Annotated in this window: 11 protein-coding genes; 9 read left to right on the forward strand and 2 right to left on the reverse strand. The window is 38.1% G+C overall.

What is annotated here, in order from left to right:
• Positions 1 to 29: 29 nt before the first annotated feature.
• From JCM15579_RS03770 to JCM15579_RS21285, 9 genes are all read left to right on the forward strand, one after another.
• A complete protein-coding gene (locus JCM15579_RS03770; protein WP_054716415.1) occupies positions 30 to 1,691 on the forward strand; it encodes a RagB/SusD family nutrient uptake outer membrane protein in 1,662 nt (553 codons plus the stop codon).
• Between the two features lie 199 nt (positions 1,692 to 1,890).
• The gene (locus tag JCM15579_RS03775; RefSeq protein ID WP_083464517.1) at positions 1,891 to 3,696 is read left to right on the forward strand and encodes a DUF3472 domain-containing protein; all 1,806 of its coding nucleotides are present in this window, start codon (positions 1,891 to 1,893) and stop codon (positions 3,694 to 3,696) included.
• A 163-nt stretch (positions 3,697 to 3,859) separates the two neighbouring features.
• The gene (locus JCM15579_RS03780) at positions 3,860 to 5,419 is read left to right on the forward strand and encodes a discoidin domain-containing protein (protein ID WP_054715959.1); all 1,560 of its coding nucleotides are present in this window, start codon (positions 3,860 to 3,862) and stop codon (positions 5,417 to 5,419) included.
• 530 nt (positions 5,420 to 5,949) lie between these two features.
• The gene (locus JCM15579_RS21275; RefSeq protein ID WP_373280232.1) at positions 5,950 to 6,528 is read left to right on the forward strand and encodes a DUF5077 domain-containing protein; all 579 of its coding nucleotides are present in this window, start codon (positions 5,950 to 5,952) and stop codon (positions 6,526 to 6,528) included.
• Positions 6,474 to 7,268 carry a DUF3472 domain-containing protein gene (locus tag JCM15579_RS21280; protein ID WP_373280233.1) on the forward strand — a complete coding sequence of 265 codons (795 nt, stop codon included), beginning with the start codon at positions 6,474 to 6,476 and terminating at the stop codon, positions 7,266 to 7,268. Before JCM15579_RS21275 ends, JCM15579_RS21280 begins: the two co-directional genes overlap by 55 nt.
• Positions 7,269 to 7,389: 121 nt before the next feature.
• Positions 7,390 to 8,874, forward strand: a complete 1,485-nt coding sequence (locus tag JCM15579_RS03790; protein WP_054715962.1) for a Gfo/Idh/MocA family protein — start codon at positions 7,390 to 7,392, stop codon at positions 8,872 to 8,874.
• 15 nt (positions 8,875 to 8,889) lie between these two features.
• Positions 8,890 to 12,069, forward strand: coding sequence for a beta-galactosidase, LacZ type (lacZ, locus tag JCM15579_RS03795; RefSeq protein WP_054715964.1), 3,180 nt, complete (start codon positions 8,890 to 8,892; stop codon positions 12,067 to 12,069).
• Positions 12,070 to 12,106: 37 nt separating this feature from the next.
• Positions 12,107 to 12,868, forward strand: a complete 762-nt coding sequence (galE, locus tag JCM15579_RS03800; RefSeq protein WP_245625814.1) for a UDP-glucose 4-epimerase GalE — start codon at positions 12,107 to 12,109, stop codon at positions 12,866 to 12,868.
• Positions 12,865 to 13,137, forward strand: coding sequence for a Rossmann-fold NAD(P)-binding domain-containing protein (locus JCM15579_RS21285; protein WP_245625815.1), 273 nt, complete (start codon positions 12,865 to 12,867; stop codon positions 13,135 to 13,137). Before galE ends, JCM15579_RS21285 begins: the two co-directional genes overlap by 4 nt.
• A gap of 767 nt (positions 13,138 to 13,904) precedes the next feature.
• Here the strand turns inward: JCM15579_RS21285 and JCM15579_RS03810 are convergent.
• Both JCM15579_RS03810 and JCM15579_RS03815 read right to left on the reverse strand, forming a co-directional pair.
• Positions 13,905 to 15,314, reverse strand: a complete 1,410-nt coding sequence (locus JCM15579_RS03810) for a M64 family metallopeptidase (protein ID WP_054715971.1) — start codon at positions 15,312 to 15,314, stop codon at positions 13,905 to 13,907.
• Positions 15,315 to 15,477: 163 nt separating this feature from the next.
• Positions 15,478 to 15,894, reverse strand: coding sequence for a nuclear transport factor 2 family protein (locus JCM15579_RS03815; protein WP_054715974.1), 417 nt, complete (start codon positions 15,892 to 15,894; stop codon positions 15,478 to 15,480).
• Positions 15,895 to 16,206 lie beyond the last annotated feature (312 nt).

Below are 16,206 nucleotides of genomic sequence, written 5' to 3' on the forward strand. Positions count from 1 at the left end.
GAAAATTATTAATGTATAAAAAGATGAAAATGAAAAATATATATTCTTTTATTGCGATTCTATTAGCGCTTTCTATAAGCTCTTGTGATATCGAAAGAGAACCATTTCAGGACTTGTCAGATGATAAGGTATTTGCGGATGAATTAGGTATTGAAGCTGCAGCTTTAGGTACATACGCACTATTGAAAAAGAATGAATTTATGCGTCCTTACCATTTCCATGGCGAATTTGGAGGTGACAATATTGCATTGAGTGGGTCAACAACGGATCATTTATTTTACATGTACAATTATCAACATACGCCAACTAATGGCCATCTGAATAGTTTATGGTCTGGTTGCTATAAAGGGATTGTAAATGCGAATAAAGTAATCGATAAAGCAGAAACTGGTACGCCTCGTTTGAATCACGTTATTGGTGAAATGCATTATTTACGTGCTTTCTTTTATTTTAATTTAGTAAATATCTGGGGTCGTCCTTATGCTCAAAATCCAAGCCAAAATTTGGGGGTTCCAATTATTTTAGATGCTGAGCCTGATGCAGATAATTTACCTCCTCGTGCGACAGTTAAGGAGGTTTATGATCAGATTTTGGCTGATTTGTTAAAAGCAGCTGAACTGATGAGTGAATTTAAGAGAGTTGATTCTGAATATAATATTTATGCATCAGAACAAGCTGCCAATGCTTTATTGTCTAGAGTATATTTATATATGGAGGATAATGTAAAAGCAGAAGAATATGCAACTAAAGTAATTGATTCAAAGAATTTTTCATTGTTAACGGGTTCAGATTATGAAACTTTCCCAACTATGGTACCAGAAAAGAATTCTGAGATCATATTTGCGTGTAGAGCATTGAAAGATGAAGATGATTATGGTTGGTATGCTTTTGGTGGTATGTATGCTACAATTGATGGTGTAGGTTGGGGTGAAATGTATGCTTCTGAGTCATATAGAGATTTACTTGATCAAAATCCTTCAGATAGAAGACATAAATTCATTGACCCTCAATATGAAGATGGTGACGAGTATGAGATTACTTACTCTTACGATAAAGCATCTCCGGTAGGTTCTAAAATGTTTCAAATGTATGCTGTTACAAATAATGGTGGCACTTGGGAATATGATTACAATGGAACAAAGACTGTTTCAAGTGAAATAGTAAATGGGAACACTAAGTATTTCATAACAGAAGGTGAGAATATCAGTGGAAAAACTTATGTGAGATTAACTAGAAAAATGCCTGTAAGACAAGGATATCCTAAATATTTTGTAATAAAATGTTCAAACCAGGAAGGTCAACCACAATTGTTCTCGCCAGTTATTTCACGTTTGGCAGAGATGTATTTGAATCGTGCTGAAGCACGTGCTAAAACTGGAAATACATCGGGTGCGTTAGAAGATATTAATGTTATCAGAGATCGTGCAAATATTGATACCTACGATGCAGTTCCTGCTGGTAAAACTTTGTTGGAGATTGTGCTTGACGAACGTCGATTGGAACTTGCTTATGAAGCTCATCGTCGTTATGATATTTTCAGAAATGGTTTAACATTAGATCGCAGGTACCCAGGAACACACGATAGAGGAGCAAATCCTTTACTAACAGTTCCTGCAACAAGCCCTCGTGTAGTTGATTTTATTCCGGAAGCTCAGATTTTGGCACAACCAAATTTGGTGCAAAATCCTTAATCCAGTGGAATAGTAAGAATGTGGTTCCCCCTCCCCCGATCTCTGGGGGGGAACTATATTTGTTTACCTGGTAAACTTCTTTTGATACCTCGGGGCTTGCCCTGAGGTATTTTTTTTAGGTTTTGAACTTATTAGTTATTAGAAAACCTGACAAAAACTAAGCAAAATAACAATCAGTTGTTAATTAAAATTTTTCGTCATGAAAATTACCAAATTAGGCATATTAACACTTCTATCTGCTTCGTTATTCTTCTGTTCTTGCAGCAAGGAAGAAACTGTACTCGAAGAAGAAAGTGTGAAAAAAGACAAACCCGTAATTTACGATTTGTCAATTTCAGTTCCATGTGAAGGAAATAGTTGGGTTGTTAAGAATCCTGCAGCTACCGGGAATACAATTGTATCAGGAGGTATAAAAAACTGGACGAATTCAAGTGATAAAATTCGCACTTATTTTTATGTTAAAGCTACTGGAACGATCCAAGTTGGGATTCGTGCCAATTTTGGCGTATCCAGCACGCTAAAAATATCGCTTGGAGAGGAAACGCAAGAGATTACTTTTGATAAGGGAAATGCCTTTAATGACTATAATGTAGGCACCTTTACTATTAATCAAACCGGGTATCAATTTATTGAATTAGAAGGTGTGAGCAATGGAGGAAGTTCATTTGGGGATATCTCTGATATCTTATTAGGGGATTCTTCTTGGAAGTCTAATATAAGTTTTGTGGATTCAGAATGGTTTTATTGGGGAAGAAGAGGACCTTCTGTTCACCTTAACTATGAAGAGCCAGCAAATAAAAACATTACATGGTTCTACAATGAGTTGACCGTTCCTGTAGGAAAAGATCCAATCGGTTCATATTTTATGGCCAATGGTTTTTCATCAGGTTATTTTGGTATGCAAGTCAATTCAGAAACCGAAAGACGTATTTTATTTTCTGTATGGAGTGCATACGATACACAAGATCCAAATCAGATTCCTGCAGAGTATACCGTTGAACCTCTAGGCTATGGAACAGGCGTAACCGTAGGAGAGTTTGGTGGAGAAGGTTCGGGAGCACAGAGTTATTTGGTTTATGATTGGAAACCTGGAACAACCTATAAGTTTTTATTAAAAGGTGAATCCAATGCTACCAATTCGATTGATTATACAGCTTATTTCTTTGCCCCTGAAATAGGCGACTGGAAATTGATTGCCAGTTTTAGAAGACCTTTCCCTACTGGCCAACATCTTACAAGATTGCATTCGTTTTTAGAGAATTTCAATACCACAATGGGAGATGAGACCCGTCAAGTGGATTATACCAACCAATGGGTTTATGATACCCAGGGAAGCTGGAGCGAAATGACTAATGCTACATTTACAACCGATAATACTGGAAGTCAAGGGGTAAGGTTAGATTATGATGGAGGAAAAGAAGGTGATCATTTTTATCTAAGAAATTGTGGTTTTTTTAGTGATAATGAAACACCTAATACATCATTTACAAGAACGGCTAAAGGAGTAGCACCTAATATTGACTTTTCTAAATTAGAAATTCCTGTCATTAAAACTCAAACACTAATGGATAGAACTGGGTGGTCGGTTATAGATTATAGTACTCAGGAAGATCAAGGAGGTGAAGGAGAAACAGGTCGGGCTTCAGATGTGCTTGATGGAAATGTGGACACTTACTGGCATTCTTGTTGGTCAGGAGGCTGTTCTGCGGCAGCTCCGCATCACATTACTGTTGATATGGGACAATCTAAGACTGTAAATGGTTTTAGTTTCACTCAAAGACAAAATCTTTCCAGAACAGTTCAGGATTTGGAAATTCAAATTAGTGACGATAATACCAATTGGGTGAGTTTAGGAGATTTTGTATTGGAAAAGAATACTAGTCAGCAAACCATTGAGCTAAGTACAGAAAGAACCTTTCGATTTTTTAAATTCATAGCTAAAGCTTCGCATGATGGAACCAATAATGCTGCTATGGCAGAAATTGGAACCTATATCTTAGAGTAAGGATAAAGTTAAATGCTTTAGATGCTGTATAAAATCAGGAAAATTCATTGGATTATAGAGGAATGCTTAACGAGCTTATAGAGTAAGCTTTTTAATTGAGATACCGATGGGTTCTGTTTTAGTTTTCTTGTAAAGCTTAATTACAGTATAAATAAATAATAGAATGAAAATATTATATTTATCCATAACGGTTTGCTGTGTGTTTTTTATGCTTTCTCTTGTGGGAGGATGTGCAAAAGAAAAAGCTCAGGAAATTGAAGAATTATTACCCGAAGAGGTAACCTATAATTACAGCTCTACAGCTAAGTATAATCTCAACGTTGTGTATTTTCTTCCTGCAGATGTAGAAGAAAGAAAAAACTCTCATTATCGATTAAGTCAAATTCTGTTGAATGGTCAAGCATTTTATAGAAACCATATGAAAGAATATGGTTTTGGAGATAAGACTTTCAATATGTTGGTTGATCAGGAAAATGACAGAGTTAAAATTATTTATATACAAGGGAAGTATCCTACAGCAAATTATCCTTATGAGGGTGGAGGAGCTAAAGTACTTGAAGAGGTTGATGAATATTTTGATGCTAATCCAGACGAAAAAAGTAGTGATCATACGCTTATACTTCTTCCTGTTGTTGATCATGATAATCCAGATGTGCCTTATTACGGCTTAGGGCGTAACTGTCTTGCACTAGATTATACAGAAATGGATATTAAATATTTTGGAGAGGATAGTAAAAAAGGAAATGATGCAACTAAATACATTGGAGGTTTGTTACACGAACTTGGGCATTGTCTAAATCTTCCCCACAATAAGGAGAAGGTGTCAGAGGCTAGTTTGGGCTCTAAGGGAACTTCTCTAATGGGTTCGGGGAACTATACTTATGGTAAAACTCCCACATTTTTAACTGAAGCTAGTTGTGCTATTCTGAATAATTGTCAGGTTATAAGTGATTTTGAGAATTCATTTTATACTACTGCTTCTCTTTCAGTTAGTAATATCTTAGCATCTTATGAAAATGGTAAGTTAAAAATATCTGGAACTTACAATACAAACAAGGATGTTAATTATGTCTGTTTTTATTGTGATCCTGCGACAGATAATGCCGATTATGATGCTGTTAGCTGGGCTTCTCCAGTAAAGGGAGATAATACATTTGATATTAGTATGCCTATAAGTGAATTTCACCAAAAGGGGAATACACCATATGTGTTGCGTTTACTATTTTGTCATGTTAATGGAGAGATATCTAAATATTCTTATTCGTTCACTTTTCAGAATGATGTACCAATTATAGAGTTTGGTGACAAAAATAATTTTGACCGAACCAATTGGAAAGTTATTGACTTTAGTTCTGAGGAAAATAACGAATTAGCGAGTTATGTTTTGGATGGTGATGCAGAAACATTTTGGCACTCTAGATGGTCTCAGAATGCAACTTCTTATCCACATCATCTGACTATCGATATGGGCGATATTCAAAATGTATCCGGTTTCTCTTTTTTACAAAGGGATGGCATGCGAAAGGTGCAAGACATTGAAATATTAGTAAGTAATGATAATATTCAGTGGGAAAGTATGGGGAATTTTCAGTTGAAGGAAATCAATACTCTTCATCATGTCAACCTCAGTAATGAAACTAAATTCCGTTACTTCAAGATTATCATGAACTCGGCTTTCGATGGTCAGCAATTTGCAGCATTGGCTGAGATTATGTGTTTTTGATAATGATGTTGTAAGTGTTTAGTTGTTACAAAAAACTTACTGAATTTAATAAAACAACTAACGATAAGACCCTTTGTAAAAGCAATATTAATACGATTATCAGCAATTTGAGAAAAAATCTACCTCTTAGCGTAATATGTCTACTTTCTAGATAGAGATATTTGTCATTTTTGTTCCATAGAATTAGAGGAAGAGTTTGGAGAAGTATAAGAATTTGCATTGAAAGTACATTTATAAGGGAGTTATTCTTATCCAATAATCGGTATTAAATATTTTATTGAAATAGTTATAGTTAGTGATTAGTAGAAGCAGGAGGCGGCAGTTTTGAAATTATTGAACAGTCATTTACATACATTTGGTAGAAACGGGTCTTCAGATCCAAGCCGTCTCCTCTTACTAAAATCCTTTAACAAAACGCCTTGAGTTTGGGCAATACTATAGGTAAAGAATTCAAGCAAAGGCAATATACTTTGTGTTCCTCATTATTAGGGGAATGAGTAATGAGGACACAAAGTTTAAACAAAAACAAGATGTTGAAACAATTTTTAAATCTACTGATTTTGGGAAGCTGCATTGTGGCTTCTATTAGCGCATGCGGTAAAAGTAGCCAAGAAGAAAATAAAAAGACTCCGGTTGACTATACCATTAGTGTGCCGATTGCCGGAAACTCATGGGTGATTAATCACACGAACCTGAATAGTGAAATGATTACAGAGAATGGTGTGAGTAACTGGAACAACAAAGAATCAGTAATAAGAACTTGGTTTTGGGTAGAGCGTGCAGGGGAAATACAATTAGGAGTTAGAGCAAAAAACGCAAGTGGCGAATCAAAAGTTATGTTTTCATTCAATAATGAGAATAAAGAAATCAAACTTTCGAATTCGGACTTTTCAAAACTAGCTATTGGCAGCTTTACTGTAGCAAAATCGGGTTATTATTATGTAGATGTAAAAGGAGTTGAAAAATCGGGAACCACCTTTGGTACTTTTACAGATATTTTAATTGGGGGAGAAGTTACTTCAAAACCAGTAATTTGTGTAAAGGATGATTTTTATTGGGGGAGAAGAGGACCTTCAGTTCATCTAGCTATAAGGTTCCTGAAAATGTAGAAAATGTTGAATGGTTTTACAATGAACTTACTGTACCTAAAGGTCAGGACGTAGTTGGTTCTTACTTTATGGCCAATGGTTTTGGCGAAGGTTATTTTGGCATTCAGGTAAATTCGGAAACAGAAAGAAGAGTTCTATTTTCAGTTTGGAGTCCTTATCAAACTGATGACCCAAACAGTATTCCTGATGAATACAAGATTAAATTATTGAAGAAAGGAGAAGGGGTAACAACTGGTAAATTTGGTAATGAAGGATCAGGTGGACAGAGTTACAAAGTATACAATTGGAAAGCGGATAATACCTACAAATTCTTATTGAAAGGGGGTCCTGCTGATAATAATTGTACCGACTATACAGCATGGTTTTATGCTCCTGAAAAAGGAGAATGGGAACTTATTGCAAGTTTTAGAAGACCTAAAACAAGCACTTACTTGAAAAGGCCTCACTCATTTTTAGAGAATTTCATAACAGAAATGGGACCTATCGGCAGAAAAGCTTATTACAACAATCAATGGGTAGTGGATACAAATGGTGTATGGCATGAATTAAACGAGGCTAAGTTTACTGCAGATGCTACTGCCAGAAAAGATGCTAGAAGAGACTATGCAGGTGGAGAAGAAAATGGAAAATTCTATTTAAGAAACTGTGGCTTTTTTAGTGATAGAGTAGCATTTGATACCGATTTTATTAGAAAGAAAACACAAACACAACCATATATTGATTTCACCAAATTACCTTAATTAATAGGAGGGGCTCATTTTCTCCTTTTAATTATGGTTTTGTTAATCAAAATGTAGATAAAAAGATTAAATTTAGTCAGTAAAACTGAGTTGATAAACAGACTATTAAAACATTAGATAAATGGCAACGAACAGAAGATCATTTTTAAGTAACCTGGCTTTAGGAGCCGGAGTTATTGCAGCTGCACCTTTAGCATCGTGTGCAGGAACCAAAGAGGAAAGCAACTTACCGCATATTAAGGAATTAGCGGGAAAACTACCAAAAATGAGTTTTAACATGTGTGGTTATGCTGCACCTAAACTTGAAACGGTAAGAGTAGGATTTGTTGGAATTGGCGATAGAGGTTCTGGAGCTGTGAAGCGCATGACCTATATAGAAGGTGTTGAAATTACTGCAGTTTGTGACATCCGTCAGGCAGCTGTTGATGGAGCACAAAAAATACTTTCTGATGCAGGTTTACCAAAAGCCAAAGAGTTCGTGAATGGAGATTTAGGCTTTAAAGAGCTTTGTGATAGCGGTGATGTGGATTTGGTATACATTGCAACTCCTTGGGAATGGCACGTACCTGTTGCAATTGCTGCAATGGAAGGTGATAAGCATGCAGCTGTTGAAGTTTCTACAGCCAAAACTTTAGATGAGTGTTGGCAAATGGTTGAAACCTCAGAGCGTACACGCAAGCACTGTGTAATTCTGGAAAACTGTTGTTATGATTTCTTCGAAATGTTGACCATCAGCATGGCGCAACAAGGAGCATTTGGTGATTTGATTCATGGTGAAGGTGCTTACATTCACGACCTGGACTACTGGCATTTTAACAAGCCAAAAGACGCACAAATGACCGATGGTGCTTACACCAAAATGTGGCGTTTACATGAAAATAAGCGTAAAGCAAATGTTTACCCAACTCACGGTTTAGGACCAATTTGTCAGGCAATGGACATCAACCGTGGAGATAAGATGGATTATCTTACAGCAATGATGTCGGATGATTTCACTTTGAAACACAGAATTAAAGAAATGGCTCAGGAAGATCCATTCTTCGAGCAATTTGTAGGCTGGGATATGCGTGGTAATATGGACATGCAAATGATTCGTACCAACAAAGGAAGAACCATCATGATTCAGCACGATATCAGCTCTCCACGTCCTTATTCAAGAATTCACATGTTGAGTGGAACCAAATGTTTCGCACAAAAATGGCCAAAACAGCACATCGCATTTGGACACAATGTTATCGACGATGAGCAGTTTAAAGAGTTGGAAGAAAAATACACTCCAGAAATCATTCGCCGAGTAGGTGAAATGGCCAAGCAAGTTGGTGGTCACGGAGGAATGGACTTTGTAATGGATTGGAGATTGATCGATTGTTTGCGTAACGGATTGCCAGTAGATATGGATGTTTACGATGCTGCAGCATGGAGTTGTATCACACCATTAAGTGAGTGGTCTATTGCAAACCATTCTCGTCCAATCGATATTCCTGACTTTACTCGTGGAGCATGGAAAACAAATAAACCAATTGATTTGAGCATGAAAGGTGCAGGAAGCACAAGTGTTCGTAACCTGAAAAAGGCAGATTCAAAAGGTCAGTTGAATGTTCATTAATTAAAAAAGAATAAGATGCGTAGAAAAACATTTTTGGGTTTATTTCTGTTGGTAATATCAACCTTAATTATACAAGCTCAAGAAAGACAGAATATTTGGAATGATTTGGAAAACCCAAAAATGTTTGATCAAAATAAGGAGGCAGCACATGCCTCCTTTATTCCGTTTAAGGGTATTGATGCTGCGCTAACTAAGAAAAAGCAGCAATCGGTATATTACAAAAGCTTGAATGGAGTTTGGAAGTTCAACTGGGTTAGAAAACCTGCAGATCGTCCAGCAAACTTTTACCAAGCTTCATATGATGATTCTAAATGGAAGGATATCAAAGTGCCTTCGAATTGGGAACTGGAAGGCTATGGTTACCCGATCTATGTGAATCATCAATACGAATTCGCCGATTACAAAGCTCCCGTTTCGGACGAATTGGAATTTACAGAAAAGATCTATCCCAAACACCCGGGAAAAGTTCCTCATGACTACAATCCGGTTGGATCTTATCGCAGATCATTTACCCTACCTGAGAACTGGGATGGAAGACAAATCTTTATACAATTTGGAGCGGTAAAGTCGGCCATGTACCTATGGGTGAATGGCAAGAAAGTCGGTTATTCGCAGGGCAGTAAAACGCCTGCTGAATGGGACATTACAAAATATTTAAAGAAAGGTGAAAACGTTCTGGCAGTGGAAGTATATCGCTGGTCGGACGGTTCTTACCTGGAGTGCCAGGATTTTTGGAGAATTAGTGGAATAGAAAGAGAGGTTTTCCTGTATTCAACTCCTAAAGTTCGAATTCGTGATTTCTTTGCCAAGGCAGATTTAGATTCCCAATATCAGAATGGATTATTCTCTTTAGATGTAGATTTACAAAACCATGAACATCAATTAAAATCAGGGAACTATTTGGTAGAGTACAAACTATTAGATGCAAGCAAGAAAGTAATTGTGAATGAATCGCAAGTAGCAAAGATTCACAAAAGGAAAGATTTAAAGCTGAGCTTTGCTGCAGAGGTTCAGAACCCGAAGAAATGGACTGCAGAAACACCTAATTTGTACACCTTGTTAATCCTCCTTAAGGATAAAAAGAATAATATCGATGAGGTACTTACTTGCAAAGTAGGTTTCAGAAAAGTAGAAATCAAAGATGCGGTATTCTATATCAACGGAAAGCCTGTTTTAATAAAAGGAGTCAACCGCCACGAACACGATCAGTACCATGGACATGTGGTAAGTGAAGAGAACATGATAAAAGAAATTGCTTTGATGAAGCAATTCAATATCAATGCTGTTCGCACCAGTCATTACCCTTGTCATGAGCGATTTTACGAATTGTGCGATGAATATGGATTGTACATTACCAACGAGGCCAATATCGAATCGCATGGAATGTACTACGGAAAGCATTCTTTGGCTAAAAATCCGGAATGGAAAGAGGCTCATCTCGATCGTAACATTCGAATGGTTGAACGAGATAAGAATCATCCTTCGGTAATTGTTTGGTCGATGGCCAACGAGGCAGGAGATGGTGAGAATTTTACTGCCGTTTACAAGTGGATTAAAGATCGCGATCCTTCCCGACCAATTCATTACGAACGTGCAATTATGGGAGAGAATACCGATTTGTATTGTCCTCAATATCCGGGAGTAAAGCATTTGAACTCCTATGCTTCGAAAAAGCAAACAAAGCCAATGATTATAAGCGAATATTCGCATGCTATGGGAAATAGCAATGGCAATTTGGTTGACTTGTGGGAGGTAATTTACAATGAGAAAAACATACAGTTGCAAGGCGGATACATTTGGGATTGGATTGATCAGGCCTTGGTGAAAACAGATGAGAATGGAAAAGAGTTTTGGGCATATGGTGGTGATTATGGTCCAAAAACATTGCCATCGGATGACAACTTTGTGGTGAATGGAATCATTTCTGCTGATTACACACCACACCCAGCCATGTGGGAGGTAAAATATGCTTATCAGAATGTAAGGTTTTATGCAGAAGATCTTGAAAAAGGCATTTTTAGAATCAAGAACTTCCACGACTTTATAGATTTAAAAGATTACCAAATTCAATGGAATATCTCAGCCAATGGTGAGCTTGTAAAATCAGGTCAATTGGATGATTTTAACTTGGCTGCACAAGAGAGCGAATTGGTTCATATTTCGATTGGAGATATCGAAATAGAAGCAGGATGTGAATACTTTATTGATTTTTCAGTTGTGCTGAAGAAAGATCAGCCATTTCGCCCTAAAGGATTTGAAGTGGCACACGATCAGTTTCAATTGCCTTTGTTTAAAGAAAAGGAAATCGTAAAAACAGGACATTCTGATTTAAACGTGGTAGATCAATCGGAGAGAATTAGAGTGATAGGAGAGAATTTCGAAATTACCTTTAACAAGCAAACAGGCATTCTTTCTTCTTATGAAATGGGAGGAATGGAACTGTTGCAGAAAGGATTTACCATCAACTTTTGGAGAGCTCCCAATGACAATGACAAGGGAAGCAATATGATCAAGCGATTGGGCATTTGGAGAGAAGTCACCAATTCCATCGAATTATCGAGCATTGAAAGTGAAAAGAAAGAAGATAGAATATTGGTAAAAGCAAGCTTCCTGCATCCTAAAATTGATTCGGAGCAGATTGTGGAATATGCAATTGATAAAGGAGGAGAGATTCAAATTACCACAAATATCAAGCTAGCTAAAGAGGATTTGCCAGATATGCCTCGATTTGGTATGCGTATGGAATTGCCAGTAAATTTTGACAACCTGTCTTATTTTGGACGTGGTCCGCATGAGAATTATGTAGATAGAAATCGTGGAGCTTTTGTGGGCTTGTACAAAGGAAAAGTTGCCGACCAGTATTTCAATTATGTACGCCCTCAGGAGAATGGTTACAAAACGGATGTTCGCTGGTTCGAACTGAGGAATCAAAATGAAATAGGGATCAGAGTCACTTCCAAGGATAAATTGGGATTTTCTGCTCATCACAATCCATTGGAAGACTTCGATCAGATTACTCATGAGGATTTTAGGCATACCAATGACATTGTGAAGAAAGATGGTGTTTTCATTAATCTGGATTTAAAAATGATGGGAGTAGCAGGAGATAATTCGTGGGGAGCGACACCTTATGACAAATATTCTGTTCCAGTTAAAGATTATATGTTTAGTTTTGTACTTAAGCCTGTCTTTTAAAGTAGACAGTGATGCAAGGAATAAATCAAAAAAACAAATGAATAAAAAAGTATTGGTAACCGGAGGAACTGGTTTTATTGGTTCTCACACGGTAGTAGAATTACAGAGCAATGGATTTGATGTGGTAATTGTTGATAACCTTTCAAATTCGAAAGTGGAAGTTCTGGATCAGATCGAGAAGATAACAGGAACAAAACCAGAATTTGAGTGTTTCGACTTAACGGATAAACAAAAGACAAAAGCTTTCTTCCAAAAGCATACGGATATTGAGGCCATTATTCACTTTGCTGCATCGAAAGCAGTGGGCGAGTCGGTTGAAAAACCATTGATGTATTACTACAACAACCTAAACTCTTTAATGAACCTAATGGAGTGCATGCAGGATTTTGAGGTGAAGAATTTGGTTTTCTCATCATCTTGTACTGTGTACGGACAACCAGATCAATTGCCGGTTACGGAGCAAACTCCTCGTAAGGAAGCTGAATCGCCATACGGAAATACCAAAAGCATTTGTGAAGACATCATCCGTGATGTGTGCAAGGCAAATCCAAGTTTGAAAGGAATTGCTTTGAGATATTTTAATCCAATTGGAGCGCATGAGACTGCCTTAATTGGCGAGTTGCCATTGGGTGTTCCAAACAACCTAATCCCTTTCCTTACACAAACTGTTGCTGGTATTCGCAAGGAATTAAGTGTATTTGGTGATGATTACAACACCCCTGATGGATCAGCCATTCGCGATTACATTCACGTGGTTGACTTGGCAAAAGCACATGTGGTTGCATTGCACGTTTGTTGAATGATCAGAACAAAACCAATTGCGAATTCTTTAATGTGGGAACAGGAAACGGTGTTTCAGTATTGGAGATTATCAACTCGTTCGAGAGATCGACTGGAGAGAAGGTGCCACACAGAATTACCGACAGACGCGAAGGCGATATCGAGCAGATTTATGCAGACACCACTTTTGCAAACGAAGAACTAAAGTGGAAGGCAGAAAGTACATTGGATGAAACCTTGCTTTCAGCATGGAAATGGCAGGAGAATCTAAAGACAATGGAGTTTTAACTACCATATGATACTATAGAAAATAAAGGGCCGTAAGTTGAAATACTTACGGTCCTTTTATTTTTTAGCGCAAGCTATCTTTCTACTTTTATCTCTTAGGGTGATATAGCAAAAAGTATACATCGTAGATCCAAGGCAATGCCTTGGATTTACCATTATATATATATTTACTGCATCCTACCCCTAAATCCCCTAAAGGGGACTTTGGGGAGCTACCATATTATTTACCTAAATCTATCTTCTTCTTGACAACTTTTCAAACAAATACGGTAAACTTATTCATGAAGAAAGAGCCTGAAGGGCTCAAATATTAATAGCCCGGGGCAACACCCCGGGTTTGAAGGGCCATGTAAATCGTCGCAACTGCTATCTTACTTTAGAGTGAGTCGTTTATTTGCGACGGAATATGCAATCTTTTATTTCTTGCCTCATCCTATCCTTCTCCTCAAGGAGAAGGAAACACAAATCTAATTTGCTATGTTGCCCCCGGGGCATTGGAAGGACAAGCTGCTTATACGAAGAATAACTTATAGTAAGACGGAGAAGCTGAGAACTTGTTCGAAGATCACTCCGCCGCACTTGAAGTTTTCAAGTAGAAGTAGTTTGGTCTTACTCGCCCTAGATTCTTTGCTTACTTTCTGATCAATGCAGAAAGTAAGAGCCCCAGCGGCTTGAGCTGTAGAAATAACAAAAACGGCTGCAAGCATAAAACTTACAGCCGTTTGTCTATTTCTTCCCTTAGCAAGAAGGCCAAAGGGATGAGGTTTTTATTTAGTAGTCTGATCAATAATCAACTTAATCGCTCTCTGGCAAGCCGGACAAAACTGATTGTGACGGGTAAACATGATACAGTTGGCAGCAGAGCGATACAAACCTTTCGATTTGTACTGAGCACCTTCAAAAGCACCCACTTTGCCACTGTGTTCCATATTCGATAGCAGTTCTGTATCCCACTCGCGCTTCTTGATGAAGAAGTCTTCCATTACCTTTTCTTCTACCTTGGCCTTGCGCATTTCTACACGCTTTTTCTGCACCTCGATACTGTGCTTGTCGTACTTTTCCTTTTCCCAAGGCGTAGGAATTGGAGTGCCTGGCGTTACAATGTCTTTCCACTTGATGGTTTCAGGATCGGCATTGGCAGTAACGTTTAGTTCCCAAGGCTCCAGGTGTGCAGCATCCATTTCGTAAGCCGTAGCCGATGTGTAATACTCATCTGCCAAATCGGCAAAGTGATGACCAAATTCGTGAACAAACAAATACTCCTGGAAAGCATTGTCAACCGCAGCAGTGATGTACAGGTTGTAGATACCGCCACCACCATAAATCGAATCGTTCATAAGAATTGCTGTAAACTCGTAAGGAACAGCCGCCGAAGCATCTCTAATGGTTTTGTTGTCGTAACCCAAAGCGTAGCGTTCCGAATCGAAAGCACCATAGGTAACCGATAGAGCCGAGCGAGTATGAATGTCCTGATGAGGATGGTTTACACCAGAATCAGGAGAAGGAGTTTCTACCGCTCTAATCGAGAATTTATTTTTGTACTTGGCAAAAGGCTCAGTGCTTAAAAGAACCTCAGCAAAACGTTCCGCATCTTTCTTGAACTTCGGCATGTCTTCCTTTGCATATCCTTCGCCCAAAACTACAATATCCACTTGATTTTCAGGATTTCCATTTACCACGATATCGTGAGTGGTGTAATGATTTTTCACCTCGCCACGGAACGATCGATGATGTTCAGGATTTACCATATAGGTCCAAACCAGATCAAAACCATTCTTGATATTTCTTTTCAGGATCGTCAATTCCACCTCTTGCTTAGGCCAAGGGAAACGTACCGATTCGTGGAATGATCCCCATTCCTTTTCAGCCTCAGGAGTAGTTTCCCACTCGCCGTAAATGCTCGAGAAACCTCGTGAGTATAGCAATTTGCCAGTTTTAGGATCTTTAATCTCGAAGAAGTACTTGCCCAGGTTCAGTTCATCCAGCAAGGCAGTTTTACTTCCGGCCCACTCGCCATCGTTCACCATTTGGTCGAAAGCAAAGTGTTCTTCGTTGGCATTACCAATATGATTGTAATCCAAACGCATGGTAGCGTTCGTAAAATACTCAGCATATTGTGCTTGTGCTGCAAAGGTGATGCTCACCAATAGCAAAGCAAATGCAGTAAGTTTTTTCATGATATCTAGTTTTTGTTAGTGTTTATTTTCACGCACAAGATAAAGAATATCGCTGATAGGAAAGATGTTGAATGTCATGAATGGGAAAAATCTGTTACTTGCCAAGCATCTTTGCGATGCTAAGCAAGTTTATGCTGTTGAGACTCTAAAAAAACACCTATGCTCAATCCCAGCCAAGTTGTTGCAGACTGATATAATCATTCCAAATCTTGGTCATGTGTTTTATCTTGTCTTTTTCGAATTCCATGTGATAAACATAGTCAGCAGCAACCTTTTTTCCTGTTGGAGGAAAAGGTCCTCCCGGTCCGGTTTGCGTGCCATGAAATACAGCAAAGGCTGCCACGGAATTGGTGCTTTCGTCTGCAGCAAAGAATTTTAACTCGTAACGACCATCGGGGATGGGGGTGAAAAGATCTTTCATCCATTCGCAATAGGCTTCAAGACTTTTAATTTCGGACAAAGCTGCCGTTTGAGAAGAGAAAGTGGCTGTTGGATGACAGAACTCGCTGCACTTTTCCCAGCCTTTACCTGTTTCGCAAGCTTCAAAAAAATGCTTGGCGTAATTGATATTTGTACTCATATGCTACCTCCTATTTTGATTACGGATTCATCCGTACAGTTGATTATTGCAAAGGGAATAGATCATCCACCAGTATTACAGTGCATCATCTTAATTGGCAAGATCGATTGGGCAATCCAATTGCCAATATAAATTTTGGGGTAGCAAATAATTTGGGGGCTAAGCTCGAATGGTATCCCATTTGTTTTCATGCGAGCAAACTAAAGCTCAATTTACTGCAATTTATTTACTTGGGAAAAGAAAATTGAATGCAGGCCAATCTAAATTGTTTTTGGAATGGGGGGCGTTTGGCAGTTTGTGTTGAGGGAACAA

This window comes from Marinifilum fragile JCM 15579 (genome assembly GCF_001310955.1).
GTDB classification, from domain to species: Bacteria; Bacteroidota; Bacteroidia; order Bacteroidales; family Marinifilaceae; genus Marinifilum; species Marinifilum fragile.

Excerpts from the sequence above, each read along its gene's own strand:
- JCM15579_RS03770 (WP_054716415.1), top strand. The coding sequence starts at position 30 with ATGAAAAATATATATTCTTTTATTGCGATTCTATTAGCGCTTTCTATA.
- JCM15579_RS03775 (WP_083464517.1), top strand. The coding sequence starts at position 1,891 with ATGAAAATTACCAAATTAGGCATATTAACACTTCTATCTGCTTCGTTA.
- JCM15579_RS03780 (WP_054715959.1), top strand. The coding sequence starts at position 3,860 with ATGAAAATATTATATTTATCCATAACGGTTTGCTGTGTGTTTTTTATG.
- JCM15579_RS21275 (WP_373280232.1), top strand. The coding sequence starts at position 5,950 with ATGTTGAAACAATTTTTAAATCTACTGATTTTGGGAAGCTGCATTGTG.
- JCM15579_RS03790 (WP_054715962.1), top strand. The coding sequence starts at position 7,390 with ATGGCAACGAACAGAAGATCATTTTTAAGTAACCTGGCTTTAGGAGCC.
- lacZ (WP_054715964.1), top strand. The coding sequence starts at position 8,890 with ATGCGTAGAAAAACATTTTTGGGTTTATTTCTGTTGGTAATATCAACC.
- galE (WP_245625814.1), top strand. The coding sequence starts at position 12,107 with ATGAATAAAAAAGTATTGGTAACCGGAGGAACTGGTTTTATTGGTTCT.
- JCM15579_RS03810 (WP_054715971.1), bottom strand. The coding sequence starts at position 15,314 with ATGAAAAAACTTACTGCATTTGCTTTGCTATTGGTGAGCATCACCTTT.
- JCM15579_RS03815 (WP_054715974.1), bottom strand. The coding sequence starts at position 15,894 with ATGAGTACAAATATCAATTACGCCAAGCATTTTTTTGAAGCTTGCGAA.